This window comes from Tardiphaga sp. 709, assembly GCF_032401055.1.
GTDB lineage: Bacteria > Pseudomonadota > Alphaproteobacteria > Rhizobiales > Xanthobacteraceae > Tardiphaga.
Genome location: NZ_CP135529.1, coordinates 2,967,946 through 2,993,971 on the forward strand (window position 1 = coordinate 2,967,946; position 26,026 = coordinate 2,993,971).

The following is a 26,026-nucleotide window of genomic DNA, read 5'->3' on the forward strand; positions in this document are numbered from 1 at the left end:
CACCGCACTCACCAAAAACAAGGACAACAACATGAGTGACTCCCGGACATTTCGCGTGCAGCGCGCGACGTCGGACTTTCGCTGGCCGAATGGCGCACGCATCGGCATCGTCTTCAACCTGGCCTATGAGGCCTGGTCGCCCGGGAAGGCACCGGGCATCGGGCCGATGGGCAACGTGTTGCAGCCCGGCTTTTTCGATACCAACGCGCATTCCTGGGCAAGCTACGGCGCCGTGCGCGGCATCCAGCGCCTCACGCGCATCGCTGCCGCAAACGATGTGAAGACCAGCATCATGGTCAACGGCGTGCTGGCCGAAACCCACCCGACCGTGCTGAAGGAGCTGCATGCCGCCGGTCACGAGATCGTGGCGCATTCCTATGGCATGGATGTCATCCCGGTCTATTTCGACGAGGCCGGTGAGCGCGCCAATATCCGCCTCACCGGTGACCTCATCGCCGCCGTCACCGGCGAACGTCCGAAAGGATGGATCAGCCCACGTGGCACCGGAAGCCTGATTTCGCCCAAGCTGCTCGCTGAGGAAGGCTATGTCTGGTTCGGCGACTGCAATGACGACGACCTGCCCTCGATCATTGCGCAGAAGGATGCGCCGGAACAACGCATCGTCGGCATTCCGCTGACGATGGACGTGAACGACCTGCCGCACAGCATCCGCTACGGCAATGCGCCGGCAACGCTGATCGACCAGTTCCGCGCCATTCTCGACAATGCAAGCCAAGCCGACGCGGCACCGTTCATGCTTGACGTCACCGCGCACACCCATGTGTTCGGTCGCCCGGCAGGCGCGTGGGTTTACGACGCCATGATCAAGCTGGCGCGCAAGCGCGACGATGTCTGGATCGGCACACGTATGGAGATTGCCGAATACGCGCTGGCGCAGGGCCGGTGGTTCAAGGACGAGGTGTTCTGAACCACACCTGTTGAGGAGGCGCAAAAGCCTCCCGGAAAAAACATTGAGGAGGAATATCGTGACGCACTTCTTCAAGCGCGCATCCAGCGCGGTCGTCATCACCGCAGCGCTGCTGACGGCGATCGGTCCCGCCGTCGCCCAGCAGCCCTACCCGGCACAGCCGGTGCGCCTGCTCGTCGCTTTCGCGCCGGGCGGCCCCGCCGATATCATCGCGCGCATTGTCGGACAGAAACTGAACGACCTGTGGCGCGAACCCGTCGTGATCGAGAATCGCGGTGGTGCCGGTGGCAATATCGCGGCTGCCGCGGCTGCAAGGGCCGAAGCCAATGGCTATACCGTGCTGGTGACAACAAGCGCATTCGCCGTCAATCCGAGCCTGTCGGCAAAGGCCGGCTATTCGCCGGATGAATTCAAGACCGTGGTGGTCGCGGCGACCACACCCAATCTGATCGTCGGCGCACCGAGTCTCACAGCATCGACCTTGCGCGAGGTGATCGCCTCTGCCGCCAAGGAAAACTTCACCTATGGCACCGCCGGTGTCGGCACCACGCCGCATCTGTCGGCCGAAAAAATATTCAGGCTCAACGCCAAGGCCAACATCGTACATGCGCCGTTCACGGGTGCAGGTCCCGCACTCAACGCGGTGATGGGCGGTCACACGCCTCTGGCCAGTGTCGCCTTGCCCGCGGCGATGGAGCTGGTGAAGGGCAAACAGGTCAAGGCGCTGGCGGTGACAAGCCGCGAGCGTATGCCATCGCTTCCGGATGTCCCGACCGCGCGCGAGCTCGGACTGAGTGACGACGAGGATGCAACCTGGGTGGCATTCCTGGTACCGGCCAAGACGCCGCAGGCAGTCATCGACAAGCTCAACGCCGACGTGAACAAGACCCTTGCAGATGCAGGTGTTCGCGAACAATTCGACCGCATCGGCTTCGCGGCCGTCGGCGGTTCGGTGACCGACTCCCAGACCTATGTGCGCGGAGAGATCACCAAATGGGGCGATATCATCCGCAAGCTCGAGCTGAAGCAGGAATAGCGATCTTGGCGTAGCGCCCGACGCCCCTACGGATCCAGTTCCGTATCCCAGTAGAGATAGTCCAGCCAGCTGCCGTGCAGATAATTCGGCGGGAACAACCGACCGTTGCGATGCAGCTGGTGCACCGTCGGCGCGAACGCCGTCTGGCGCGGGAACATGCGCGCCTGCTGAGTCGTCATGTTACCCTTGCGCAGATTGCAAGGAGAGCACGCCGCAACAACGTTCTCCCAGGTGGTCTGACCGCCCTTGGAGCGTGGGATGATATGATCGAAGGTCAGATCGTCATGCGAGCCGCAATACTGGCAGGAAAAGCGATCGCGCAGAAAGACGTTGAACCGGGTGAAGGCGGGATGCGTCGTCGGCTTCACGAACGACTTCAGCGACACCACGCTGGGCAGCTGAAATTCGAACGAAGGACTCCGCACCGCGTGATCGTAGTGCTCTACGATATTCACACGGTCGAGAAACACTGCCTTGATCGCGTCTTGCCACGACCACAGCGACAGTGGGTAGTAACTCAGCGGCCGGAAGTCCGCATTGAGGACCAGAACCGGCCAACCGCCTTGCGAGACATGTGCGTTCAAGTAACGCTCCTGACCCCCACATATGGCTGCGAAGCAACCTGTCTCCACATACTACAGGCAGCGTGACAGGGTTGTGAAGGGCATAGGGCAGACCTTATCCCCTCACAAAAGCGCCGCGTTGGGTCGCTTTTCTGGGAACTGCGGGTGGTCTGTCGCAGCGCCTGCCGCTAAACCCCGTGGCGCGCGCCCGGTTCGCGGCCGCAAATACCGGACGCTGCCCGATGGTCCCTTCCTCCCGCTATCTCGAGGCCCCGCAACGGCTGCGCGCCTTTGTCCGTGCGCATGAAACCAGCCTTGCGATTCTGGCAGCGCTGATCGGCGTGATCGGCGGTCTCGTGGTGGCCGCCATGAGCGCTGCGGTCAGTGTCCTTCACGCCGTGTTGTTCAATCTGGAATGGGGCCAGCGGCTCTCCAGCCAGTTCTGGATTGATCCGGTGCGCGCGATTCTGGTTCCCACCTTTGGCGGGCTGCTGCTGGGCGTCGCCTTCCTGTGGCTTTTGCGCTGGCGACCGGCCCGCGAGGTCGACCCCATCGAGGCCAACGCGCTCCATGGGGGGCGGATGTCGTTCCGCGGCAGCATCATCGTCGCGCTGCAAACTGTGTGGTCCAGCGGCGTCGGAGCCTCGGTCGGCCTCGAGGCCGGCTACACCCAGCTCGCCAGCGGGCTCGGTGCCTCCATCGGGCGCGCCTTCCACCTGCGTCGCGGAGACCAGCGCGTGATGGTCGGCTGCGGTGCGGCGGCCGCGATCGCCGGCGCATTCGGCGCGCCGCTGGCCGGCGCGTTCTATGCCTTCGAACTGGTGATCGGCGGCTATACGTCCGCCAGCCTGATGCCGGTCGGCATCGCCGCGGTGATTGGCTATTTCGTAGCCCATGCCTTCGATCCACTGTCGCTTGGGGTCGTCGCCGGCCGGTTCGGCGACGTGCTCGGTCATGATCTCGCAGTGGCGGCCTTGCTCGGCGTCTTCGCCGCGACTTTCGGTATCGGCATCATGCGTGTCGTCGCCTGGACCGAAGCGCTGCTTACCAAAATCAAATTGTGGCCGCCGCTGCGTCCGGCGCTGGGCGGGCTGCTGGTTGGCTTGATGGCGCTGCTGACGCCGCAGGTCATGGCTTCCGGACACGGCGCGCTGCATTTCGGCGGCATGACAGCCTATCCGGTCGCATTGGTGGCCTTTGTGATGGCGCTGAAGACGCTCGCCTCGATCGTCTCGCTCGGCACGGGTTTTCGTGGCGGCCTGTTTTTTGCCACGCTGTTTCTCGGCGCCCTCGGCGGTCATCTGTTCGCGGTCGGCTTCAATGCGATCGGCGCCGGCTTCACCATCGACCCCGCCGTCTACACCATCATCGGCATGAGCGCGCTATCCGCTTCGGTGATCGGCGGACCGCTCACCATGTCCTTCATCGCGCTCGAATCCACCGGCAATCTCTGGCTCACCACCGCGGTGCTGGTCGCCGTCATCATCTCCACCCAGATGACCCGCGAGCTGTTCGGCTACTCCTTCGCCACATGGCGCCTGCATCTGCGCGGCGAGACTATCCGCAGCGCCGCGGACGTCGGCTGGATCCGCGATCTCACCGTCAAGCGCCTGCTCCGCCCGGACGTGCCGACTGTCGACTCCACCATGCCGCTCGACGAATTCCGCGAAAAATTCCCGCTCGGCTCGAAGACCCAGGTCGTCGCCGTCGATCCCGAAGGCCGCTATGTCGGCCTCGCCATCGTCGCTGAAGCGCATTCGCCTGATGTGACGGCGTTCCGGCTCGACAGCCTGCTGCATTGCCGCGACGTCGTCCTGCATCCGGACATGAACATCCGTGACGCCATGGTGGTATTCGAGGGCGCCGAAGCGGAATCGCTGGCGGTGGTCGAGGCCGAAAGCCACCGCGTGCTCGGCACGCTCTCGGAAGCCCACGCGACACGGCGCTATGCCGAAGAGTCCGAGCAGCGCCGCCGCGAAGCCCTCGGCGAGATGTGATTGTCCGCCATCAGCCGTCCGCGAGCGACAGCATATGCCCCTGATCGGGCGACACCCGGCCGGCCAGTGTATCGCGATAGATATTCTCGACGGCGACAGGGCCGCGGCTCTCGGCAATCTCGAGCGACTGCTCCAGCAGCGGCAGGAATCCCGACCACGCCGCGTTGAACCGGGTATCGATACCGCCCGGTCCCCATTCCTTGGCGCGCTTGCGGATCTGGTCCGGCGCGAAGAACCATGAGGGCTTGGCGCCGGGAAGCTCCTCATCCTCCGCCGCATCCTGATGGGTGAGCCCGACGCGCCCGCTATAAACGAGCTGGTCACCGACGTGTCGATGCAGCCGGCCGCGCAGATCGGCATTGCCCGCCATATCGACGAAGGCCACCGGCTGATCGGCGGGCAGCGTATCGATATGATCGTAGAGCACGACATCGTCGTAGCAGCCGAGCGACCGCACGAAATCGGCATTACCCGCCGAGGTCAGGCCGATCACACGAATCGGTTTGCGCTTGCTGTGCAGCAGATGCGCCAGACCGAAGGCGGTCTTGCTCGAGGCACTGGATAGAATGACAGTGCGTGCACCGAAGAAGGCCTCCTCGGCGAGAAAATCATCGACCAGGAACGAGAGCATGAAGAGCGGCCGCAGCAGCGCTTGATAGTCGCCATTGCGCCCGGCAAAGGCCGGATCGTCCGTTACCCGCGCATAGGCATTGTAGACCGGCGCCACGCCCTGCCGATGCGCCGCGCCATCGCGCAGGCCGCGCTTGCTGACATCCGCGGCCTCGATCACCAGATGCGAGGCCATCGGGAAATAGCCGAACAGCCGCTCACCTTCGGCGATCTGCGGATGCATCGAGGCGATCACTCTGCCGAAACCCCAGACCGGAATGTTGCCGAAGCCGTCAGGCGCCTTGAACAACTGCCAGTATTTCATGACATCGCCCAGCATCGCATAAGTGATGTTGTTTGCGGTGAAGGCGAAGCGTTCGACCTCGACCAGAAGGCAATCATCGGGCAGTTCGTCCAGCCGTGGCAGCGACATCTGCACCAGCGCCGTGCCTTGAAAATCATTCTTAGCGACATTGAATTGCGTGCATGTACTCATGTTCGAACTCCGCAGCGTTTTGCTGCTGCGATCATTCCCGCCGCCAATGTCTGTTTTGCGACAGCGGAGTTGTTTAAAACAACGTCCGTTTCAAACGCCGTTTAAGACAGGCCGTCCTACGTCGTAACCTTGCCGATCACGCCTTCGCGCTTCTTGATGGCGTGATAGTAGGCCCACCACAGATGCGCCGCCGCACCGCGCAGCGGACGCCATGGTTCTGCCAGCGGTGCCATCTGCTTCACGGTCGGCCGCTCCTTGAGACCGAGCCCGACCTTGATGGATTCCTGAATGGCGACATCGCCGGCGGGCCAGGCGTCACCATGGCCGAGACAGAACAGCAGATAGACGTCGGCCGTCCAGGGACCGATGCCGTGCAATGCGACCAGTGTGTTATGCGCAGCGTCGGCGTCTTCCTCGGCGAGCACGTCGAGATTCAACCGCTCCTCGGCGAGTTCACGCGCCAGCGCCTTCAACGTCTTGATTTTTGCCGCCGACAGGCCAAGCCGGCCCAGGCGATCGGTGCGTGCCTTGCGGATGGCGTGATGATCGAATGGCGAGAAGGCGCCGGAGACGCGGCCCCAGATCGCCGAAGCCGATGCCACCGAGACCTGCTGCCCGCAGACGATCTGCGCAAGCCCCTCGAAGCCCGGCGCACGTTGCCGAAGCGTCGGCATCCCGGCCATGGCCAGGATCGGTTTCAGACGCGGGTCGCGCTTCACCAGCTCCATGACGGCGTCGTCGAGCACGGACTGGTCGGTGAGATGAACGGTCATGATTCCCAAGGATCACCACGGCGTGACCGCAAGATCAATGCTGCCAATGAATGCGCTGCGGCAATAGCGCACCATGCAACCGGGAACCAAAGCTCCGGACATCGCGTTATTCGTGCTCAATGGAGGCTACCGCCATGCGGACGTTTTTTGGAATGATCCTGGGTGCACTGATCCTGGGCATCGGCGTTTACATCTACGATTCGATGTCGACCTCGTCAGTGGCGAACGGCCAGACGGCGCAGGAGCGCCGGACGATCGTCAACTGGGACGTCGCTGCCAATGAATGGGAGGCGCTGAAGACGCGCACCAGGCAGGATTGGGCCAAGCTGACCTCGCAGGTGAAGTCGTAAGCACATCAGCAACGAGAAGACTGGTTAGGCCGATCAAAGATGCCCTCGCCGATGAGCGGGGGCATTTTTCTGTCTGAACCCGATGAAGCTTACTTCTTCGCAGCCGCAGCTTTGCGCGCATCGGCGATCGCGAGAACGAACTGTTCTTTGGTGATCGGGCCGGGAATGCGGAACTTGCCAACGATAAAGGATGGCGTGCCGTTAAAGCCGAAAGCCGTCGCCTGCTCGTCGATCTGCTTCAGCTTGGCAACGATCGCATCCTGATTCTTCTGCAGATCGGCAACGGCGCGATCGACATCGATGCCGGCCTTGGCAAGCCGGTCACGCGCAATCGCTTCGGTCAGTTTGGTATCGAGGCTGATCAGGGCGTCCTGCGCCTCGATGAACTTGTTCTGGTATCTCGCCGCGAGCACGAGACGGGCCGCATAGACCGACACCGGCCCCAGGATCGGCCAGTCCTTCGACACCAGGCGAACCTTGCCGTCTTCCTTCACCAAGGCACGCAGGTCAGGCGCGATCTTGCGGCAATAGGGGCACTGATAGTCGAAATATTCGACAATAGTGATGTCGCCCTTCGGGTTGCCTGCGGCCGGGATGTCCGGATCACGGAGTACCGCGGCTTCGTTGAGGACATCTTCGTCCTTGGCGGCACCAGATGCCGCGAGCACCTTGCCGGACGCGCCGAGCAGCATGGCGCCACCGAAAAGCCCGAGCGCCGCGCGGCGCGTCGTGGCGGTCTTCGAGGTATCGCGGATTGCGGCGGTCATGATGTTCTCCGAAGACGCATCATGCGCCAGCGCTCAGGTGATGTAGATGTTGCGGGCCAACATATAGAGCGCCACGACGATAATGATAGACGCAAAAACGGTATTCAACGCGCCCCGCCGCAGCGACAGATGCCGCGCCAGGCTGGTTCCCAACAGTCCGCCGAGCAGACCGCCCAGAATGAACACCAGCGCGAGTTTCCAGGAGATCAGCCCGGACCAGGCATAGCTCGATGCCGTGGTGAGACCGAAGGCGGTGACCGCCACCAGCGATGACGAGATCGCACTCATGATCGACATGCCCGTGGCCGCCATCAGCGCCGGCACGATCAGAAAGCCGCCACCGATTCCGAAGAAGCCGGACAGCGCGCCGGTGACAAGACCCAGCGCAAGCAGCGAAGGCGTGTTCGACATGCTGATCTCGACGCGGTGCTCGCCGACCTGGGCGCGCGTCTTCAGCATCAGCACGGCGATCACCAGCATCAGGACCGCGAACAGCGCCAGCAAATTCTGCCCGTCCACCTGCTTGCCGAGAATCGAGCCTCCGAGCGCACCGGCGATTCCTGCAGCAGCAAACACCAGCGCGCAGGACCAGTGCACATTGCCGCCACGCGCATGATTGCCGAGATTGACCGCCGCATTGGCCGCGACCGCAATGGCGCTGGTGCCGATCGCGACATGCGGCTCAGGCACGCCGACGACATAGACCATCAGCGGCACAGCGAGGATCGAGCCGCCGCCACCGACCAGGCCGAGCGAGAAGCCGACCAGTGCGCCCGAAGCCAGGCCGAGCGCCCCCTGCATCACAGTCATCATGAACGGCTGATTCTCATCTTCTCATCTGAGCATGATCTTTCGAAAAAATCAGTGTCCACTTGTTCGGATCATGCGCGCAACGGCGTGACCATAGTGACCTTTCCAGCCCGGCTCCATGCAGTCAGCATCACAAATCCGCCTGCCGGGAAAACGCTGTCGTGACCATCAGCGCACCAGAAGGGTGACGGCAAGCGGAACCAGCAGGGAGGTCACCAGCGCATTCAGGCTCATGGCAATGCCGGCGAAGACGCCGGCCACGGCATCCACCTGAAAAGCCCGTGCGGTGCCGATCCCATGCGACGCCAATCCGACGGCAAAGCCGCGAGCACGATAATCGGTGATGCCCATGCGGTTCATCATCGGCGTGACGATGATCGCGCCCATGATGCCGGTCAGCACCACGGCCACCGCGGTCAGCGATGCGTCAGCGCCGAGCGACTCGCTGATGCCCATGGCGACGCCGGCGGTGACCGATTTCGGCGCCAGCGACAGCACCACGTTGTTCGGCAGGCCAAAGGCTTTCGCCAGCAACACGACCGAGACGATCGCCGTGGCACAGCCGACCACCAGCGCAGCCAGCATCGGCACGATTGCCGCCGCCACCACCTTACGATTTTCGTAGAGCGGTACGGCCAGCGCCACCGTCGCCGGACCGAGCAGGAAGTGCACGAATTGCGCACCGCTGAAATAGGTCGTGTAGGACGTCCCGGTCAGCAGCAGGAACACGGCGATGATCCACATCGAGTGGAACACCGGATTGGCGAACGGATGCCGGCCGGTCGCCAGCGACAGCGCATCCGCCGTCGCATAGACCAGCAGCGTCACGGTCAGCCACAGCAGCGGCTGCTGCGAGAGATAGACCCAGAGTGAGAACGGATTGGCGCTCATGACGCGCTTCGCCCGCGCGTCATGACCCGGCTGATGACGAGAAACGTCGCCACCGTCACCAGCAGCGTGATCACCACCGAAATCGCCAGAACGCCGACGATGGCCGTGCCATGCTCGGCCAGCAGATCGAGCTTCTGCACCACGCCGACACCGGCGGGGATAAACATCAGCGACAGATGTGCAAGCAGGCCCTTGGCGGCATTCTCCACCCCGCCGCCCTGCAGCGGCCCCTTCGCGAACAGCACGGCACGGTCGCGCAGCAACAGCAGAACGAGCAGCAACAGCATGCCGAGCACCGGGCCGGGCACCGGCCATGCAAAAGCGCGCACGGCGATCTCGCCAGCGAGCTGGCACAGCAGGATCAGGGACAGACTGGCAATCATGGGGACTCCGCGGATGACGAATCGTTATCGCCCGCGAAGCAAGTGATGTCGATCAACCTCAGCGCACGGCTGATCCGATCAGGCGGCGCCCTTCAGCTTCTTGGTGCATTCGCTGTAGTAGCCGCCACCCTTTTCGATCCACTTCATGCCGCCATTGGCATTGGCGGCCTTGTTGGCATTGTACTGATCCACGCAGGTGTGCATCCGCGCCTTGCCAGCCGTCTCCTTGGCGTATTTCGGATCGACCGCCGACGGGAAGGTGGCAGGGCCTGACGGAGCCGCAGCTGTTGTCGCTGCCGGCTTGGGGGCTGCAGCAGCTTTCGGCGTAGCCGCAGGCTTGGCTTCGGCAGGTTTGGCTTCGGCAGCCTTCGGCGCCGCGGTTGCAGCAGGCGCGGCGGCCGGCGTCGTCGCAGCGGCATCGGTCCCGCATTCAGCCTTGCGGAAGTCGTTCCATTTCTGGCCGTTCAGCGTGCCGGCGGTCTTGGCCGCCTGATATTTTGCACTGCATTCAGTCGCGGTGAGTGCATGGGCCGGACTGAAGGCAAGCAGAGCAAAACCGGACATTGCAATCGCGCAGGCGAATTTGACGGGCATCGTCATGGTGTTCTCTCCCTTTGCTACACTAAGTAAAAGTGGACGACCGCATCCTATCGCTACCGCTGCATGTGGCAACGAGATCGCAGCTCCCTGCGAAAAATTATCGTGATCGCACCGTCAGATATATTTCAACTCATTCACCTGCCGTTCAGCCCGGCGCGCCCACCCTGTCCTCCCTGTTCAATTCGAGGTGCTGCCATGATCCGATTCGCTTCCAGCCTAGCTACCGCTGCCGTCGCCTCCTTCCTCCTGCTCGGCGCGGCCACCGCTCAGACACCTGCGCCGGCGGCCACCAAGACTGCGCCCGCCAAGGCGGCCCCCGCCGACAAGATGGCGCCTGCCGACAAGACAGCCGAGAAGCCCCGCACGGCGGCGTCGCTTGAATGTTCGAAACAGGCTGACGCGAAGGGCCTGCATGGCGACGCCCGCCGCAAATTCCGTTCGGAATGCAAGAAGACCGCGAAACCGAACTAAACTCTCGTCATCCGCCTGTCCCTCGCCCGGAAAGCGAGGGACAGGTAGACCACATCGCATTTGTCGCCAGATGCGGACTTTGCCATAAAGCGGGCTCCTTCAGCTTCCCGTGCAAATGGCCATCGCTCTTCCCAGCTCCCTGCAGATCCGCACCACCCTTGAGACGCTCGTCATCGGCACGATTGGCGGCGCGCTATTCTATTTGGCGGAATTGCCGGGCGGGCTGATCTCCGGCGCGATGATCGCGGTCGCCGCCTACGGCATCCTCGGCCGCCCAGTCGGCCTGCCGCAGCCGATGGCCCATGTCATCCTGATGACACTGGGCCTGTCGCTCGGCTCGATGGTGTCGCCGGAGATGGTGCACAATCTCAGCGCCTATCCGGTGACCATCGCACTGCTGGCGCTGGCCACGTTCTGTGCCACCTTCGGCAGCAGTATCTATCTGCAGCGCGTCCATGGCTGGGACCGCACCTCCGCGCTGCTGGCCGGCAGCCCCGGCGCGCTGTCGCAGATCATCATGCTGGCCACCGAGCGTAATGCCGACGTGCCCGGCATCGCGGTCGTGCAGATTTTCCGCGTCATCATCCTCACCGGCATGGTGCCGCTGCTGCTCGCCGCCACCGGCCTGATGGGTCACGGCCCGCTGCCATCGCGCGGACCGGAAGCCTCGCCGCTGGCGCTTGCCGAACTCGCCGCCGCAGCCATCGCCGTCTCGCTGTTCATGCGATGGATCAAGTTTCCGGCGAGCTGGATGTTCGGCGCGATGATGGCCTCGTCGGTCCTGCACGGCACCGGCTGGGTTCACGGCACGCTGCCGCAATGGGCCTACATCACCGCCCTCGTCGGCATCGGCAGCCTGATCGGCTCGCGCTTCGGGAAGATCTCGCCGCGCACCATTCTCAGCCATGTCTGGGCCGCGCTCGGCTCATTCACGGTGGCCATCGCCATCTCTGCCGTGTTCGTGACGATCATCGCGCTGACCACGACTGTGAAACTGAGCGATGTCGTCGTCGCCTTCGCGCCCGGCGCCATGGACGCCATGCTCGCGCTGGCGCTGACCCTTCATATCGATCCGGTGTTCGTCGGCGCGCATCATCTGTCGCGCTTCATCTATGTCTCGATCGTCACGCCCGGCATCGTGCATCTGTTCGGCAAGGCGCAGGACGACATCGACGATTGATCTTCGATCTTCGCAGACACCGATCGAAACAATGGAATTGATCTAACAAATATGAGCGCCTTGCAGCGATTGCAGATGCCTGCATCGCAAGGTCTAGACGTATTCTATCGCGCATCGTAGTGCGCCAAAGAACCAATCAAGTTAGACGCTCGATCAAGCTGGCGTGACCAGCATCATCGAGGCGTTGAAATGAAATTGAGAACAAGAAAATCGACGAAGCAGACTGCACTGCTTTGCACCGTCAGTGTGATGGCATTGGCGACGGATCTTCCGCGCGACGCATTCGCGCAGGCCAACCTGCCGCCAGTCACGGTGGATGCTCCGCAGCCGCAACGCGCGCGCAGCACGACAGCAACGAGATCGCAGACAACGGCACGCGCAACGCGGCGCGCACGCGCGACGACGCCGCAGATTGCGCCCGCGCCATCGGTCAATGAGCGCATCTATAGCGCCGACAACAACAGCTATGTCGCAGGTCAGGCCAGCTCGGCATCGAAGACGAATACGCCGCTGATCGACACACCGCGTTCGGTGAGCGTCATCGACCGCAAGGAACTCGATGATCGCGGCGTCACCAGCATTCCGGAGGCGGTTCGTTATACAGCCGGCGTCACCACCGGCGGCTTCGGTTACGATCCGCGTTTCGATCAGATCTATGTCCGCGGCTTCTCGACGACGACGCTCGGCGACTTCCGCGACGGATTGAAGCAGTTCCCCTCCGGCTTCACCACATTCCGGACCGAACCCTATCAGCTCAACAGCGTCGAGGTGATCAAGGGTCCGGCTGCCGTGCTCTATGGGCAGTCTGTCCCCGGTGGCCTCGTCGATCGCCGATCGAAATTCCCGGTCGAGAATCAGGTCAACGAGATTTCACTGGAAGGCGGCACCTATGGCCGCATGCAGACCGCATTCGACATCGGCGGCGCCAATTCCGACAAGTCGCTGCTGTACCGCTTGGTGGGCGTCGGCCGCGCCGGCGAGACCAATTACGATATCGCCGACGAGCGGCTGATGCTGGCGCCATCGATCACCTGGCGACCGACCATCGACACCACGCTGACGGCCTATGCCATCCTGCAGAAGGACGAAACCGACGCCAGCGTCGCCATGCTCAATCGCGACGGCCAGCTGGTGAACGTCAACGGCGCGACGCTCAAATTGCGCTCGAGCGATCCGAAATACGACTATCTGCGACAGCAGCAGGCGCAGGTCGGCTACAAGCTTGAGCACCGCCTCGACGACGTCTTCACGTTCCGCCAGCACACGCGATTCGGCGTGCTGCATGCGGAATCGCGCTATGTCAGCGGCAGCTTCGCGACGCCGACATCGACCGTCTATGACCGCGGTGCCGTGGCCGTCGGCGACGACCAGACGAGCTGGCAGACCGACAATGCGCTGCAGGCCGACTTCGCCACCGGCCCGGTCGTCCACCGCACACTGTTCGGCGTGAACTACGATCACAATACCTGGGACTTCAAGCTCGGCCTGGGCGCCGTGAATCCCGGCTATGCGCTCAACATCCTTAATCCCGTCTACGGCATTGCCGGCCCAACCCCGGGCTATACGTCCGGTTCGCGTTCGACGCAGGAACAGGTTGGCGTCTATCTGCAGGACCAGATGCGGCTCGGCAACTGGCACCTGTCGCTCAGCGGCCGTCAGGACTGGACCGATCGCACGCAAACCAATTCCTATACGGGCGTCGTCACAGGCGCGCGCAACGACAGTGCATTCTCCTACAGCGCCGGCCTGCTCTATCACTTCGAGAACGGCATCGCGCCCTATGTGAGCTATGCGACCTCGTTCCAGCCGGAGACCTCGCTCGGCCTCGACGGCATCGTGCTGGCGCCATCCGAAGGCGAACAGATCGAAGGCGGCGTGAAGTATCAGCCACGGCCCGACGTGCTGCTCACGGCATCGATCTACGACCTCAAGGAGAAGAACGCCGCCAAGCTCGCCGGCTACATCAACGGTATCGCCTATTACGCCTCAGTCGGCGAAATCCGCGTGCAGGGCTTCGAATTCGAGGCACGCGCACGGCTCACGCCCGAACTCGAAACGGTGACGGCCTACACCTATTCCGACGCAGAGATCACGAGGAGCTCAATCGCGTCGGAGCTCGGCAAGACCCCCGCGGTGACACCGAAGCACACCGCGTCGAGCTGGATGAACTACACCTTCCTGAACGGTTCGCTCGAAGGCTTAGGTCTCGGCGCCGGTGTCCGTTATATCGACGCGACCTGGACGTCGAACGACAACACCTCACGCAACAACGGCTATACGCTGTTCGATCTGGCCGCGCGTTATGATCTCGCCAAGCTCGGACCGAAGTTTGCGGGCTATCAGGCCTCGATCAACGCCAACAACGCCGCCGACGAGCAGGTTGCGGTCTGCAATTCCGGCTACTGCTATTTGAGCCAGGGACGCACGGTGATCGGCACGCTGCGCTATCGCTGGTAGCGGTGCCTCAACAGGCAGGGCCGGCGGCGGATCAGCGCCGTACGGTCTTGCCCGCGCCCCACAGTGCGATCGCCGCCATCGGCAGCGAGATCAGCACATTGTAGCCGGCCAGCGACAGGCCAAGGAAACGCCACTGCACCTCGTCGCAGCGGATCACCTTCACGGTGTCGAGGCGCTCCAGCAGGCTGCCGGCCTTGCCGAGATCGACCACCGGACCCGAACAATCCGTCGGCCCCTGCCAGAATGTCCATTCGACCCCGGCGTGATAACCGCCGAGCACCGCATTGGCGAGCGCCGCCAGCGCCAGCACAACGAGGCCGGTCACAAGCAGGCCGCGCGGTGCGTCCCTGGCGGCAGCAATCGCCACCAGCACCGCCAGGGGAATCGCGAGATAATAGGCATAGCGCTGTTCGAGACAGAGCGGGCACGGCCGGATATCCAGCACCAGCTGGAAGAACCAGGCTCCCGCCAGCGTCGCCAGCGCGATCAGGCCGACCGCCAGTGCGGCGACCAGCGCCGGATTTGACGACGCAGAGGTAGGCGTGGATTGAGGGGCGGTCTGGGCAGTCACGGTGCTCTCCGGAGTGGCTGTTGCGTCCTATCCCGGGGCCACCACCCTGTCGAGACAGCCCCGATCACACTGGAGTGTGCGCGGCGGCCCTATTGGCCAAACCGCAGGTTGACCCGCCGCCCGCGCCCGCTATATTCCGCCCGCTTCGCGACCCCCGGCCCCGGCCGGCGTCCGGATGCCCCTGTGGCGGAATTGGTAGACGCGCTCGACTCAAAATCGAGTTCCGCAAGGAGTGCTGGTTCGATTCCGGCCAGGGGCACCAAGCGCGCTGCACATAGGCGGCAAAGCAAACATGTTGTCGCCAGGTGCTTCTTGCGGCTTCTCAGGGGACCGCGCACCTTGCCAATTTGAAGGCAAGCGGCGCCGCGAAAATAACAATCAGCAAGAACCGATGGTCGCTCGAAGATCTAGAGCACCGATCCGCAACCGCCCGGTGAATGCTCGTCAGCGACCGCATGGTCGCGAGGCATGTGGCGTTTCTTCCTCCAAATCGTCGTCTGGTGCTGAGATGGTATGGACCAGATTAGAGATTAACCCCACCGCTACTTGTGTTGACCCGGGCCAGGCCATGGGTAGGAAGTCTGAATTCGGGTCGGTCGATCGATCCAATCGTAGAAGTCCTTCGCGTCCCCTTCGTCGAGGTGCACGCAGCCGTGCGAGGGTCCCCCATTGGCCTTCAACGTAGGCTTGCCTTCATGAATAAAAATTCCGTGTGCGACATTCAATGTCACCGCCCATTTCATTGGAAAGGGCTGTCCCCGGTCATCGACGTAATGCCGGCTTATCCAAACTTCGAACTTATAGCCACCGGCATAATGTCCCTTCTTGTCTCGCTTACCTGTAATGTTATCAACGTCCTTGAATTTCGGGTACTTCTCGAGAGGCATTCCGAGACAGGGAACGGTTCGGCCGCCGAAGGTCAGAGTGCCCTCGCCGTTACGCTTGAAATCGAGCTGGGCCAACTGTGTTTTGGGCTTCCCCTGCGACCTATTACGTCTTGGCGAGGCGGCCTCCGCACTGGGCAGCAGCCATCGAAGCGGCCAGGATCGACGAGGCGTTGATCCGCCGTCCGATTCATAGCTGGCCTGCTCGGGCGCTTCACCAATGTCCAAGCGCGATCCACCGTGAGACAAAGACAAAGACGCTCCGCGATTTACGCCCGCGTTGACCGCGTCGGAGACCTCGGGGTGATCAAACAGCGTTTGGTTGCCGTTGGGCTGAAAGGCGTCGACAAGTGCGTCGTTCAGCTTCGCGATTGATTGCTGACCTTGCTGGGGCGTAATCCTGCCCGCCTTCACATCCTTGCCGATCGACTGCTTGATGCCGGGCGCAGAATCAAGGAAGGACCCCGCCGCCGCTCCCCCTGTGAGATAGGTTGCCACGGCTTTGATGATCGTATCCTGCGCTTGCATCATCGCTTGGGCGGCGAGTTCGCCGAACTTGCCTGTGGTCTCGAAGGAGGACGCCAAAGCTTCCCTGGCGCTTTGCTGCGTTCCTGCAAGACCGGCCATATCCCTGAACGTGTTGGGATTGCCGAGAACCTCGAGCATCTTGCCAAGGCCGCTCGGATCAGGCGCCGACTGCATCGTCGTGTGCACCTGATTGATGATCGGCGCCGTCATTGGCGTTGCCGTTGGATTCGTGACAGGCTGGTTGCGGGAAGCCGTCGAGATCGGCTCGATCGCCGTCGGTTCATCCGGCAGCCGATGCTCCCAGTATTTCCAGTTGCGCGAGTTATCGATCTTTTCGCAGGCGTTACATCGCCCCATGACCGACTCGGCAAACACGCCTTTGGTCGGAACGGAAATCCTGACGGCCGGGTTCGGTATCAGCGGCCGATAGGCTTCAAGCAGTTCATCGGTGCCGGCGGAGGAAGTATGCTTGTCGTTCTTTTTCACGTCGTTGAGATAATCAAGCCGGATTCCCGGGGCCACCGGCATGACCAGGCAGTTGCCAATGATGCCGATCAGGCGGTTCTCGACGACCGAGGCCACGCTGCGGCCGCCCGAGTGCGGCGCGATGAAGCTGTCCAGCAGCGTGAAGCGGCGGTCCTGATCCATGAACCACCAGATCGCCTTATGGTAATATTCCAGGTTCTCGTTCAGATGACGGACGAGTGCTTTGATCGCTGCCTCATCTTCCACCTTCAGAACCCGGGTTTCCTCATATTGGAGCGGCGTCATTAATCTGGCGGCCACGCGCCCAGCCGCGTTCGTCAACAGTCGCTGGTTCGGCATGATCAGGGGAACGAGGGCGAAGTTGGCGCCTAGTGTGCTGTAGTTGAACGCAGCCGTCTTGAGCACCACCGCTGCTTCATCGGGTATCAGCACGCTGCTCTCAATGACCAGCGAGGAGACAGCTTTCCGCTGGGGCTGAGGAGATATCCAGTCCTTGGGCAGAGAGATATTAACCGCGTGCTCACGGCCATAAGTGTAAGGGCTCGCCAGCGCCGCTTTGAGATTCAAATCGAAACGCGCATCCGAAGCGTCGGAGGCGAAGAAATGCAGCCCCTCGACAATCTTCCTCGCCATGATCGGGGCGACGGTGCTCTGGAAAAAGTCATTTCGGTCCTTGGGCTCCAACGCGAGACAGGACTGCAGGTATGGCTGCAACTCCTCGTAGCCGGGAGGTAAATTCATCGCCGGCGCATCTTTTGCTGCCGTGCCGACAACAGCGGGAAGTCGGAATTCCAGCAGAAGGGAAATCTCGCCGCCTAGTCTCTCCAGTTTGCCGTCAGCAAACTGACCGTCTGGGAAGGGTCCGCCATGCTCGCTTCGCTCAAGCGCCCGAATCCCTGCTACGTGAACGCTGTTGATCAAGCCCCTCTCGATCGAGGAACGCCACCTGTTGACCTTATCATTATCAAAGGCGTCCAGCGGCAGCGGGATGTAAAGGCACTCGCGAACGGAGGCCAGCTCGAAATCGACTTTGTAGTGCCGCAGCACCTCGAAGTACTGGATGGTCAGCGCATGACATGCGTTACGATTGGCGACCGTTTCGGTAACAATCGTCTGTCGCTCCGACTGATCAATCTGCTGCACCACCGTAATGTGCTGGGCGCGGTAGGAATTGGCCGATTGCTGTGTCTTGTCGCGAAGACTGTTCAGGAAACTCGCCGCCAGTGTTTTGGTTGAGTCCTGGCTCGATTCAGACGAACTGCCCGACGAGCCGCCGGATGCCGAGCCAAAGCCAAGGACGGGGAAAAAAATACCCCCGCCGGAGCTGGACGACCGACTGCCGGACGACGAACTGCCGTGCATGCTCTCGTGTATCGCCGAGTTGGCAATCTCGGAAATGTCGCGTTCACGGCCGAAAGTGTTGCTGAGGGCATCAACGTTTGTCTGCGACTCGTCGCGCCGGAAGCTGTCCGACCGGTTCCAGTCGATGATGGCGATGTTCTTCTTCTGCAACGGCGCAAGCGGCAGGGAATACAGGAGATCGCCAAGCGAATAGCCGTCTGCCCTCCAGACCTGCTTCATCGTCAGAATACGGCCGTGAGCGATCGTCTCCGCCTCGGCAATGATCGGAGCGACGTCCCAGACAACGCGGTGATCCCGATTCAGGCCTGTGCGAAATAGTCTATCTGGCCCTTCGGGGAACGCCGGATCGTTCTCCAGTGCTTCCTTGCCATCCACTCGTTTGAGGCGCTTTCGCGTAATCAGCGGATCCGTCGTACGAACAACGACCGAAAACTCGAATTCGTCCAGCGCCCGGTTGGGCTCGCTGTAACAATTCCCGCCGCAATCTTCGTGTTCGGACTCCTTCTCGAGCCACTGGATCAGAATCTTCCTCATTCGGGACGTGCAGCAGCGCTTCGTTGACTTGCAGCAGCAACGGGTCGGGAAACCGCCCACCGGACTCTAAGGCAACGGCAAGGGCTGCGTGCACGCCGCTGATCTGAACCAGCGCGAAACGAGGTCCAGCCTTGCTCCACTCCTCAGGTTCAACATAGGAAAGCTCGAAATAGCCGGTCTCGTCGGTATTTCCAAACGTCAGCGCAACGGGCGTGCGAATGACCTCGGGACGTTCATCCTCGTCGTCGCAGCACCCATTCGGGTCTTCCGGAAAAATTACCTCAGCTGCGCACTCGCCCACGGGCTTGTCAAAAGCGGGCGGCGCGAGAATTGCCACCTGTCGGACGCCGAATGGCTGGCCGTTGCTCAGCCAAAAGCGTCCCCGGATGGTTCGCGACCGTCTCAGTTTGTCTTCTTTGGCCGATTGCCGATCGAGCGCTCGGAGAAGGTCGGCGACCTTCTCCATCTTGATCACGTCCGGGCTGTTGCTGTCGAGCAGAGCCTCGATCTCGTCCGCCGATAGCCACTTTGTCGCGAGTTGGGCTCCGTTCGGGCCGAGCACGTCGAAGCGTCCACCGTCGCGGTAGATCGCCGACTCGTACTTAACCTCACCCTGGATCTCGAATTTCCAGGTAGGGGTTTTATCCGTATCGGACTTCGGCGAGAGCCAGCCGACGAGCTGTGTCAAGCCATAGGCACCAGGGGAAGCCTTGCTCGCAGCGAGGTTGGAAACTGCGTTGTAGACATTTTCGACATCGGTCGACGTGACGTCCAGCTCCTTGAAGACCTGCCCCTTCTTTTTCGACTGCCAGTCCTTGATCTGGGCAGCGATCTGGTCAAAAGCAACTTTTCTCTTTTTGCTCTGCTCGTCCTCTTTTGGTGCCGGGGAGCCTGGTGCCGACAGGGCGGCAGCCGCACCCTGTGCAGATTTTTTCAGAAACTCAGTAACGACTTCTGCAAAAAGCTTGACCGGGCTCGCCGCGGCCGCGGCACCGCTTGCAATACGAAGAAAAACTTCTTCCAGTTTTGGAAGGTTCTCCTCGATGGTATCCCAGATCCTTTGATGGACCGGCTTTGTGTAGCTCTCTTCAAAGGTAAGCGTGACAATGAAGGGAGCCGACGGCAGGACTTCCTGCTCATCGCTTGCGGCTGCCGGCACCCCTGCGGCTGGAGTTACAGCTCCGGACACGGGCGTGTTGGCAGACGTATCCTCTTCCGGCTTCTCTCCTTCCAGCTTCGCGCCCGGCGTAAATCTGTTGCGAAGCAACCGAGATCGTCTTCGCAAACTCTTCGACGTTTGCCTCGTCACCGAATGTGAGATTCCCCTCGATCTTCTTGAGTCTGCTCATTTTCCTGCCCCGCGTCCGATTTCCCCAGCAGCGCGAGGACTGTTATCGATGTTGATTTCGACGCGGCGAAGAGGAGCCAAGCAACGTTGAAGCTTATAGAAATGGGCCGTTCGTTTCATCGCAATCAACGTGGAGTTCTCAAATTTGTACTTCTCCAGACATTTCTTTTCGTCGCCGTCGCCCTCGCCGCCGCATGCGCGGCCCCATATGTAATTTGGCGTCCAATCATTTGGATCTTTCGTACACTTCTTTTCCTTCGCGTCCGTCTTGTCGTCGAAGTAGCGAAGAGGCTTCTCGTTAGGCGGCACATTCCTGTGGAAAGTATCGAGACACGTATCGGCAATCTTCCTGTCCGGATCGGGGAGCTCATCCATCGTTACAAATAGCTTGCCCGCGGGCTGATTAACCTGATCCGCGGGGAAGAATTGATGGACGATCGCCTCAATCGCATCGACCCGGCGCTTAGCAAGGTCTTCGTTGTAGCAAGCTCCACCAATGGGATCAGTGTGTCCCGTAATCGTAAGCCTGGCTCCCTTATATTGCTTGAGACTGTCCTCCAGGAAGCTACGTAGCCGCTGCGAATCGACCACCTTGGCTTCGGCATATTCAAATAATTGGTCTGTTGAGAGCTTGAGTGGTGGCGCAGGCGGCTTCTCACACTTTAGGCAGACAGTCTTGCACGGCTCGCACGGCGTGGGCGCGCACGCGCGAAGGAAATCCGTCAAAATCCAGCAGAGGGCGGTCAACAATGCGCAGATGAAGACGAAAACCAGAAGGGCATCGGGAGCTGTCCAGGCACCGCGCGATGCCGCCAAATTTGCCGGCTCGGGCTGATTTCCCGCAACACGATACTTCTCTCTCAACTCTTTCTGACGTTCTGCAAGCTCCTTGAACTTGCCCTGGCAGATGAGATCGGCTTGCTCGGGCCATGTGGAATACTGCTCGCGCGTCGGCGGGCTTTCTTCCCCAAAATTGTATCGGTCCAGTCGCGCCGAAATGCCGTCAGCAGACATCGATCGCAAGCGCAACGGCTGACTGCAACGTCCGAGTGCCTTAACGCACGCAGGCGTGAGCCAGAGTATTTCCACCGGCGCCGGGACGGGATCTGCGGGATCCTTTTTCGGCCTTGTCAGATGAAGCAAAGCCCACAGAAGAAATAGTAAGAGTGTCAGGCCCAGCAGATACCAAAAAATAGCGCAAAGAAATCCATTAGCCATTCTCGCCCCCCCTTGCGAAAACGGAACTATTGGGACCGAGATTAATCAACCTAACATTGCGGTCAAGCGAAGATTGCAATGGCTCAGGTATTTCAACTAGAGGGCGATCATTGAGGCTGAGCTGCTGCCGATTTGGGCGAGACCTGGATTGGGTGTTTCGGCTGGCTCTATGAGGCGGCGGTAATCGACCTGTTCTCGCGCCGCATGGTGAGCTGGTCGATAGAGTGCCGCCATCACGGCACAGCTCCTGACGGACGCATTGGTGATGGCAGTCTGGCGGCGTGGCAAGCCGGATGCGCTATTGCATCACTCCGACCAGGGCCGCCCAGTACACCAGCGAGCCGTTTCCAACGCCTGATGGCAGACCATGGCATCGTATGCAGCATGAGCGCTCCGCAATGTCTGGGACAATGTGGCAATGGAGCGCTTCTTCACGCTCAAGGCAGAGCGGAGAGAAGGCAAAACCTACAGGACCAGAGATGACGCATGAGCCGATGTGTTCGACTACATCGAGAGGTTCTACAACGCCACCCGCAGGCACTCGACCATCAGCTATCTCAGCTCTGTTGAGTTCGAGCGCAAGGTGGGATTAGCGTAACCGGGTGTCCATCAAACCGACAGCAGCTAAACTTTTCGCTCCGTGACCTTTCTCATGGTCTGAGGACCGCCACCTTCAAGTTCTACCAGGAATCAGCTTCCCATAGCGGCAGTCAATGCGAATTAGCATTAGATATCAGATGAATAAAGATCGGTTCGATTCCGGCCAGAGCACCAACAGTCCATTAGCATAATCCGTTGACGACGGGCTATATTTCCGAAAAGCGCGTTACCCGCAAACGACGACTGGAGGATTTGTCCTCATGCCGTCAGGGCGGCGGGCTCCGCTTTCACGACCGGCATCGGCCTAAATGTCATTGCGATCAGGAAAGCGCCAAGCCCCATAATCCAGGAGCCGATATAGAGCCAAGCGTAGCTGGCGAACGCGTCGTAGATCAAACCTCCGGCGAGAGGTCCAGTCGCCATGCCAAGGCTGCCGGCCATGGCCGTTCCGCCGATCACTGTGCCCATCATCCGCAGCGGAAAGTTTTCGCGCGCGAGAACGGCGTAGAGCGGCATGGTGCCGGCGTAGATGAAGCCAAAGACCGCTGCCACGGTGTAGAACCCGCCGAGCTCACGCACGAAGACAAAACCGAGCGCACCGAACGCCTGGGCGAGCAAGCCAAGGACCAGTATACGCTTGGCGCCAAAACGGTCGCCGAGCAGGCCGAAGGCGATACGGCCGCCCATCCCTGCCAAACCTTCGACGCTATAGATCGTGACTGCAGCGACAATCGGTATGCCGCAGCTGATCGCGTAGCTCACAGTATGGATGATCGGCCCAGAATGCGTGGCACAGCAGAAGAAATTCGTCAGCAGCAGGATGATGAATTGCGGCGAGCGTAGCGCCTGCGCGCGCGACATCTCTGCTTGCACCGGCTCGGCGGATGGAGCGGGAGGCGCGCCCTCCAGCGCCGGCGCGCGGCGCACCAGCAGCGAGACTGGAATCATGATCGCGGCCACGACGAGGGCCACGATCTGCATCGAGGTGCGCCAATCGTGGTTCGAAACGAGCCAGGCCGCCAGCGGCGACATGGTCATGGGCGCCATGCCCATCCCCGCCGAAACAAGCGAGACGGCCAGGCTGCGATGCGTATCGAACCAGCCGGTGACCGTCGCCATCATCGGCGCAAAGATCGCGGCGGTAGCGCCGCCGACCATCAGCCCGAAGACAAATTGAAATGCGACCAGAGATGTCGCGAGGCTCGCCAGCGCCAGGCTTGACGCGAGCACGACCGACCCGCTCAACACTACTGGGAGTGGCCCCAATCGGTCGGACAAGGTGCCCCAAATCATGCTGGTGACAGCCATCGCGAGGAAGCCAATTGTCATGGCGCTGGATATACCGGTGACCGACCAGCCGGTATCCCGCGCGATCGGCTGCAGGAACACTGGCAGCGAAAACATGCCGCCGATCGCGACGCAGCCCAGAAGGCCGCCCGCGGCAACGATTACCCAGCGATAGTGAGAATTGGTCATTCCTGGTCTCCACGTTAGCGCTCTCTGAGTGGAAGACGCACGGGACGGGCCGGAGCCGACAGGCCGAGGGCCGTCGCAGCTCACGTTTTTGCGAGCGCGCTGGTGGTTTGCCGAAAGCATAACCAGCGCGCGGTTGTTCGTTGCACCGATGACAGTGATCTTGCGGGCCAGCGGACCGATTCGGTTGATCGCTGACGAGAACATCTCTTGTCGATCGGCGGTTTATTAAGTCTAACAGGCCCAGACTGCCCCGAGGCGTCACTGGGGCTTCAAACGTGCGAGATCGAAATGCCCGGCCTGAGCAGACGAGCCATCCTGATGGGAGGCGCGGCATCGATGATGCTGCGCTCCGATCCATTGGCTGCCCTGCCGCTTCCCGGCCCGTCCGACACATTCACCGACAGTGTCGGTGTCAATGTGCATATCAGCAGCGAGCCATATGCGAGTCATTTCGACCGGTTTCACGATCTGCTCGCGGCATCAGGCATTCGCCATCTGCGCGACGAGTTGCGACCTAGCAACGATCTCGATCGCTGGCGCGCGCTGAACAAACGCTCGGGCGTCCTGTTCAATGTTGTGGTGTCGCCGGCGACCAACACCGTGCCGGAGATGATGACCTATCTCGCCGCATTGGGCATCGAGCGCGTCTCGGCGATGGAGGGCCAGAACGAGGGCAACAGCGACTGGTTTCTGTCGCTGCCGCTGGCGAAGCCGGGCTGGAGCAATGTCGTCGTGAACTATCAGCGCGAGGTGCACCATGCGCTGCGCGCGCGATATGCGGCGACGGAGTTGCCGCTGCTGTCGCCAAGCGTGATCAACTGGAAGCCCGCCGACGTCGCGCTGCTGCGCCCGGCCGCGCAATTCAGCGATGCCGTCGCCATCCATTCCTATGTGCAGCGTGCACAGGAGCCCGAGACATCCGACGATTACGCCGCAGTGTCGTGGTATCTGCACAATATGCGCGACGCGTTCAAACCCGGCGCGCCCGCACTGGCAACCGAATGCGGCTACTGCAACGTCGTGAAGCCCGGCACGTCCGGCGTGTCGGAGACGGCGGCGGCGCTCTATCTGCCGCGGCTGCTGCTCAACAACTTCCGCCTCGGCATTCTTCGGACATTCCTTTACGAATTCTTCGATGGCGGCACCGATCCCAACGACGGAGAGCATCATTGGGGGCTTGTCCGCAATGACGGCTCGCCGAAGCCCGGCTATCATGCGATCCGGAATCTCCTGTCCGCATTGAAAGGCGCACGCCGCGCCAGCAATAGTCCGCCGCTCCGTGTGGCATCCACGGCACCGGACCTGCGGCATATCGCGTTTCAGGATGCGCAGGGACAACCGCTGCTTGCGGTGTGGCGCGCGGTGCGCTGCTGGAATGTGGAGAAGGCCGAAGACATCCCGGTGCCCACGGAACCGATCGACATCGCCGTCGAGGGTCCTGCTGCTTCGCTCTTCTTCAACCGTCCGAATGACGATGCCGAGTGGCGCCGCGTCCCGGTGACCGACGGGCACGCGACGATCCCGCTCGACGGGCGCGTGGCAATCGTCCGGCGTTCCAGCTGAGCTGGTATGACCGGGTGTGGCTTGAACCGCCCCGCCGCGCTTTGTATCCTGCAACTGCGTACGAACTGACGGTGAGCAGCAAAGTCTTTCAGACAAGGTCTTTCAGACAAGGTCTTTCAGACTCTGCGGTCCGGCCAAGCATGCGACAGCTTCGCCTTCTGCTCCAAAATATAACGGATTCTCCCCCATATGGACTATGCGCCTTCCGCTCCGGCCGTTGCGGCCGAGACGCACGCTTTTCAGGTTCTGCTCGAAGATGGCGCCACAGCCAGCATCCGCGTTTATGGAAAAGGTCCACGGATCATCTGCAGCCATGGCAACGGTCTCGCCATCGATGCTTTTCAAAGCTTCTGGCGCCTCTTCACGGATGACTACGAGACCGTGGTGTTCGACTTCCGTCATCACGGCCGCAGCAGTCCGTATCGTCAGCCCATCCCGCATGTCTGGCCGCAGCTCATTCGCGACTATGAGGCGATCATGCAAGGGATCACACGCGAACTCGGCGCGGCGCCGAGCCTCGGTGCGTTTCATTCGATGAGCGCGCTGACGACCCTGCTGCATGCCGCCGAATATGAGACGCCGTGGATCGGCATCGTCGGCTTCGAGCCACCTGCAACACCGCCAGCGAGCTATCCGGAGTTCCAGAGCTTCCGCACGGAAAATGACAGGCTCGCCGGACGCGCCGCGCAGCGTCGCACCACCTTTCCGAACGTGCAGGAGCTGTTCGAGTCCTATCGCCGCAGCTCAGCATTTGCCGGCGTCGACGATGCCGGACTGCAAGCACTCGCCTCGTCCACGCTGCGCTGGAACGACGACAGGCATCTCCATGAACTCGCCTGCGCCAGGGAATTCGAGGCCAGCATCTTCACCATGCAGGATCTCCCGGACGCCTGGGAGCGGATGTGCAGTGTCAGGCTGCCGGTCCAGCTCGTCGCCGGTGAACCGAAGACGAGAACCAGCCCGTTCGTCGACATGGAGCGTGCCTTCGCGCGCGATGGCGGCTTCGCCTTCACCACCGTGCCTGACGCCTCGCATTTCATGCAGATGGAAAAGCCGGCCGAATGCGCCGCAATCGTCCGCGCCTTCCACGCGGGCCTGACCTGACCGTTCGGGAGTAACGCCGAGCTGCCATGCCCGCCGCGCAA

General features: G+C 61.6%; 22 protein-coding genes, 1 tRNA gene and 1 pseudogene. 11 read left to right on the top strand and 13 right to left on the bottom strand.

Translation table 11 applies throughout. The features are described 5' to 3' along the window. Positions 1 to 31 precede the first annotated feature (31 nt). Positions 32 to 928: a polysaccharide deacetylase family protein gene (locus tag RSO67_RS14605; RefSeq protein ID WP_315844021.1), complete on the top strand. Its 897-nt coding sequence runs from the start codon at positions 32 to 34 to the stop codon at positions 926 to 928. Positions 929 to 986: 58 nt separating this feature from the next. Continuing rightward, positions 987 to 1,964 (top strand): tripartite tricarboxylate transporter substrate-binding protein, encoded by a 978-nt coding sequence (locus RSO67_RS14610; RefSeq protein WP_315844022.1) that lies wholly within the window; start codon positions 987 to 989, stop codon positions 1,962 to 1,964. Between the two features lie 26 nt (positions 1,965 to 1,990). Here RSO67_RS14610 and RSO67_RS14615 read toward each other — a convergent pair whose 3' ends face one another. Next, on the bottom strand, positions 1,991 to 2,548 hold the full coding sequence (locus tag RSO67_RS14615) for an HNH endonuclease (protein WP_089267641.1): 558 nt from the start codon (positions 2,546 to 2,548) through the stop codon (positions 1,991 to 1,993). Between the two features lie 221 nt (positions 2,549 to 2,769). Between RSO67_RS14615 and RSO67_RS14620 the strand changes: the two genes are divergently transcribed. Further along, complete coding sequence (locus RSO67_RS14620; RefSeq protein WP_315844023.1) at positions 2,770 to 4,524, top strand: chloride channel protein; 1,755 nt, start codon at positions 2,770 to 2,772, stop codon at positions 4,522 to 4,524. A gap of 10 nt (positions 4,525 to 4,534) precedes the next feature. On the opposite strand, the gene RSO67_RS14625 is transcribed toward RSO67_RS14620, so the two are convergent. Together RSO67_RS14625 and RSO67_RS14630 are read right to left on the bottom strand one after the other, a co-directional pair. Beyond that, complete coding sequence (locus RSO67_RS14625; RefSeq protein WP_315844024.1) at positions 4,535 to 5,629, bottom strand: DUF2855 family protein; 1,095 nt, start codon at positions 5,627 to 5,629, stop codon at positions 4,535 to 4,537. Positions 5,630 to 5,745: 116 nt separating this feature from the next. Then, positions 5,746 to 6,402 (bottom strand): DNA-3-methyladenine glycosylase 2 family protein, encoded by a 657-nt coding sequence (locus RSO67_RS14630; protein ID WP_315844025.1) that lies wholly within the window; start codon positions 6,400 to 6,402, stop codon positions 5,746 to 5,748. Between the two features lie 134 nt (positions 6,403 to 6,536). On the opposite strand from RSO67_RS14630, the gene RSO67_RS14635 reads away from it, so the two are divergent. Continuing rightward, positions 6,537 to 6,752, top strand: a complete 216-nt coding sequence (locus RSO67_RS14635; RefSeq protein ID WP_315844026.1) for a hypothetical protein — start codon at positions 6,537 to 6,539, stop codon at positions 6,750 to 6,752. Positions 6,753 to 6,841: 89 nt separating this feature from the next. Here RSO67_RS14635 and RSO67_RS14640 read toward each other — a convergent pair whose 3' ends face one another. The 5 genes from RSO67_RS14640 to RSO67_RS14660 form a co-directional block, all read right to left on the bottom strand. After that, positions 6,842 to 7,519, bottom strand: a complete 678-nt coding sequence (locus RSO67_RS14640) for a DsbA family protein (protein ID WP_315844027.1) — start codon at positions 7,517 to 7,519, stop codon at positions 6,842 to 6,844. A gap of 33 nt (positions 7,520 to 7,552) precedes the next feature. Continuing rightward, positions 7,553 to 8,332, bottom strand: coding sequence for a sulfite exporter TauE/SafE family protein (locus RSO67_RS14645; protein WP_068729255.1), 780 nt, complete (start codon positions 8,330 to 8,332; stop codon positions 7,553 to 7,555). 165 nt (positions 8,333 to 8,497) lie between these two features. Beyond that, a complete protein-coding gene (locus tag RSO67_RS14650) occupies positions 8,498 to 9,220 on the bottom strand; it encodes an LrgB family protein (RefSeq protein WP_315844028.1) in 723 nt (240 codons plus the stop codon). Further along, positions 9,217 to 9,603 carry a CidA/LrgA family protein gene (locus RSO67_RS14655; protein ID WP_315844029.1) on the bottom strand — a complete coding sequence of 129 codons (387 nt, stop codon included), beginning with the start codon at positions 9,601 to 9,603 and terminating at the stop codon, positions 9,217 to 9,219. The genes RSO67_RS14650 and RSO67_RS14655 overlap by 4 nt, the downstream gene beginning before the upstream one ends. A 78-nt stretch (positions 9,604 to 9,681) precedes the next feature. Further along, positions 9,682 to 10,203 carry a hypothetical protein gene (locus RSO67_RS14660; RefSeq protein ID WP_315844030.1) on the bottom strand — a complete coding sequence of 174 codons (522 nt, stop codon included), beginning with the start codon at positions 10,201 to 10,203 and terminating at the stop codon, positions 9,682 to 9,684. Positions 10,204 to 10,398: 195 nt separating this feature from the next. On the opposite strand from RSO67_RS14660, the gene RSO67_RS14665 reads away from it, so the two are divergent. The 3 genes from RSO67_RS14665 to RSO67_RS14675 all read left to right on the top strand — a co-directional run bounded on the left by RSO67_RS14665 (position 10,399) and on the right by RSO67_RS14675 (position 14,311). Continuing rightward, complete coding sequence (locus tag RSO67_RS14665; RefSeq protein WP_410001857.1) at positions 10,399 to 10,674, top strand: PsiF family protein; 276 nt, start codon at positions 10,399 to 10,401, stop codon at positions 10,672 to 10,674. 115 nt (positions 10,675 to 10,789) lie between these two features. Then, on the top strand, positions 10,790 to 11,854 hold the full coding sequence (locus RSO67_RS14670; protein ID WP_315844031.1) for an AbrB family transcriptional regulator: 1,065 nt from the start codon (positions 10,790 to 10,792) through the stop codon (positions 11,852 to 11,854). Positions 11,855 to 12,043: 189 nt separating this feature from the next. Then, on the top strand, positions 12,044 to 14,311 hold the full coding sequence (locus RSO67_RS14675) for a TonB-dependent siderophore receptor (protein ID WP_315844032.1): 2,268 nt from the start codon (positions 12,044 to 12,046) through the stop codon (positions 14,309 to 14,311). Between the two features lie 31 nt (positions 14,312 to 14,342). Here RSO67_RS14675 and RSO67_RS14680 read toward each other — a convergent pair whose 3' ends face one another. Next, positions 14,343 to 14,882, bottom strand: coding sequence for a disulfide bond formation protein B (locus tag RSO67_RS14680; protein ID WP_315844033.1), 540 nt, complete (start codon positions 14,880 to 14,882; stop codon positions 14,343 to 14,345). 177 nt (positions 14,883 to 15,059) lie between these two features. On the opposite strand from RSO67_RS14680, the gene RSO67_RS14685 reads away from it, so the two are divergent. Then, a tRNA-Leu gene (locus RSO67_RS14685) sits at positions 15,060 to 15,144 on the top strand. 280 nt (positions 15,145 to 15,424) lie between these two features. On the opposite strand, the gene RSO67_RS14690 is transcribed toward RSO67_RS14685, so the two are convergent. From RSO67_RS14690 to RSO67_RS14700, 3 genes are all read right to left on the bottom strand, one after another. After that, positions 15,425 to 18,361 (bottom strand): L,D-transpeptidase, encoded by a 2,937-nt coding sequence (locus tag RSO67_RS14690; protein WP_315844254.1) that lies wholly within the window; start codon positions 18,359 to 18,361, stop codon positions 15,425 to 15,427. A gap of 100 nt (positions 18,362 to 18,461) precedes the next feature. Further along, the gene (locus tag RSO67_RS14695) at positions 18,462 to 19,943 is read right to left on the bottom strand and encodes a hypothetical protein (protein ID WP_315844034.1); all 1,482 of its coding nucleotides are present in this window, start codon (positions 19,941 to 19,943) and stop codon (positions 18,462 to 18,464) included. A gap of 78 nt (positions 19,944 to 20,021) precedes the next feature. Further along, on the bottom strand, positions 20,022 to 21,242 hold the full coding sequence (locus tag RSO67_RS14700) for a hypothetical protein (RefSeq protein WP_315844035.1): 1,221 nt from the start codon (positions 21,240 to 21,242) through the stop codon (positions 20,022 to 20,024). 159 nt (positions 21,243 to 21,401) lie between these two features. On the opposite strand from RSO67_RS14700, the pseudogene RSO67_RS14705 reads away from it, so the two are divergent. Next, positions 21,402 to 21,840: pseudogene (locus RSO67_RS14705) on the top strand (IS3 family transposase); the annotation flags it as partial. Between the two features lie 260 nt (positions 21,841 to 22,100). Here RSO67_RS14705 and RSO67_RS14710 read toward each other — a convergent pair. Continuing rightward, complete coding sequence (locus RSO67_RS14710) at positions 22,101 to 23,318, bottom strand: MFS transporter (protein ID WP_315844036.1); 1,218 nt, start codon at positions 23,316 to 23,318, stop codon at positions 22,101 to 22,103. Positions 23,319 to 23,606: 288 nt separating this feature from the next. Here RSO67_RS14710 and RSO67_RS14715 point away from each other — a divergent pair, with 288 nt between their 5' ends. After that, positions 23,607 to 24,881: a hypothetical protein gene (locus tag RSO67_RS14715; RefSeq protein WP_315844037.1), complete on the top strand. Its 1,275-nt coding sequence runs from the start codon at positions 23,607 to 23,609 to the stop codon at positions 24,879 to 24,881. A gap of 189 nt (positions 24,882 to 25,070) precedes the next feature. Then, entirely contained in the window at positions 25,071 to 25,985 is a 915-nt protein-coding gene (locus RSO67_RS14720; RefSeq protein ID WP_315844038.1) for an alpha/beta hydrolase, read from the top strand. The last annotated feature ends 41 nt before the right edge of the window (positions 25,986 to 26,026 follow it).

Bases quoted from the DNA above. Each gene is read 5' to 3' on its own strand.
- RSO67_RS14655 (WP_315844029.1), bottom strand. From the start codon at position 9,603: ATGATTGCCAGTCTGTCCCTGATCCTGCTGTGCCAGCTCGCTGGCGAG.
- RSO67_RS14715 (WP_315844037.1), top strand. From the start codon at position 23,607: ATGCCCGGCCTGAGCAGACGAGCCATCCTGATGGGAGGCGCGGCATCG.
- RSO67_RS14605 (WP_315844021.1), top strand. From the start codon at position 32: ATGAGTGACTCCCGGACATTTCGCGTGCAGCGCGCGACGTCGGACTTT.
- RSO67_RS14635 (WP_315844026.1), top strand. From the start codon at position 6,537: ATGCGGACGTTTTTTGGAATGATCCTGGGTGCACTGATCCTGGGCATC.
- RSO67_RS14640 (WP_315844027.1), bottom strand. From the start codon at position 7,519: ATGACCGCCGCAATCCGCGATACCTCGAAGACCGCCACGACGCGCCGC.
- RSO67_RS14675 (WP_315844032.1), top strand. From the start codon at position 12,044: ATGAAATTGAGAACAAGAAAATCGACGAAGCAGACTGCACTGCTTTGC.
- RSO67_RS14690 (WP_315844254.1), bottom strand. From the start codon at position 18,361: ATGAAGCAGGTCTGGAGGGCAGACGGCTATTCGCTTGGCGATCTCCTG.
- RSO67_RS14620 (WP_315844023.1), top strand. From the start codon at position 2,770: ATGGTCCCTTCCTCCCGCTATCTCGAGGCCCCGCAACGGCTGCGCGCC.
- RSO67_RS14625 (WP_315844024.1), bottom strand. From the start codon at position 5,629: ATGAGTACATGCACGCAATTCAATGTCGCTAAGAATGATTTTCAAGGC.
- RSO67_RS14710 (WP_315844036.1), bottom strand. From the start codon at position 23,318: ATGACCAATTCTCACTATCGCTGGGTAATCGTTGCCGCGGGCGGCCTT.
- RSO67_RS14665 (WP_410001857.1), top strand. From the start codon at position 10,399: ATGATCCGATTCGCTTCCAGCCTAGCTACCGCTGCCGTCGCCTCCTTC.
- RSO67_RS14720 (WP_315844038.1), top strand. From the start codon at position 25,071: ATGGACTATGCGCCTTCCGCTCCGGCCGTTGCGGCCGAGACGCACGCT.
- RSO67_RS14650 (WP_315844028.1), bottom strand. From the start codon at position 9,220: ATGAGCGCCAATCCGTTCTCACTCTGGGTCTATCTCTCGCAGCAGCCG.
- RSO67_RS14645 (WP_068729255.1), bottom strand. From the start codon at position 8,332: ATGATGACTGTGATGCAGGGGGCGCTCGGCCTGGCTTCGGGCGCACTG.
- RSO67_RS14660 (WP_315844030.1), bottom strand. From the start codon at position 10,203: ATGACGATGCCCGTCAAATTCGCCTGCGCGATTGCAATGTCCGGTTTT.
- RSO67_RS14700 (WP_315844035.1), bottom strand. From the start codon at position 21,242: ATGGCTAATGGATTTCTTTGCGCTATTTTTTGGTATCTGCTGGGCCTG.
- RSO67_RS14630 (WP_315844025.1), bottom strand. From the start codon at position 6,402: ATGACCGTTCATCTCACCGACCAGTCCGTGCTCGACGACGCCGTCATG.
- RSO67_RS14670 (WP_315844031.1), top strand. From the start codon at position 10,790: ATGGCCATCGCTCTTCCCAGCTCCCTGCAGATCCGCACCACCCTTGAG.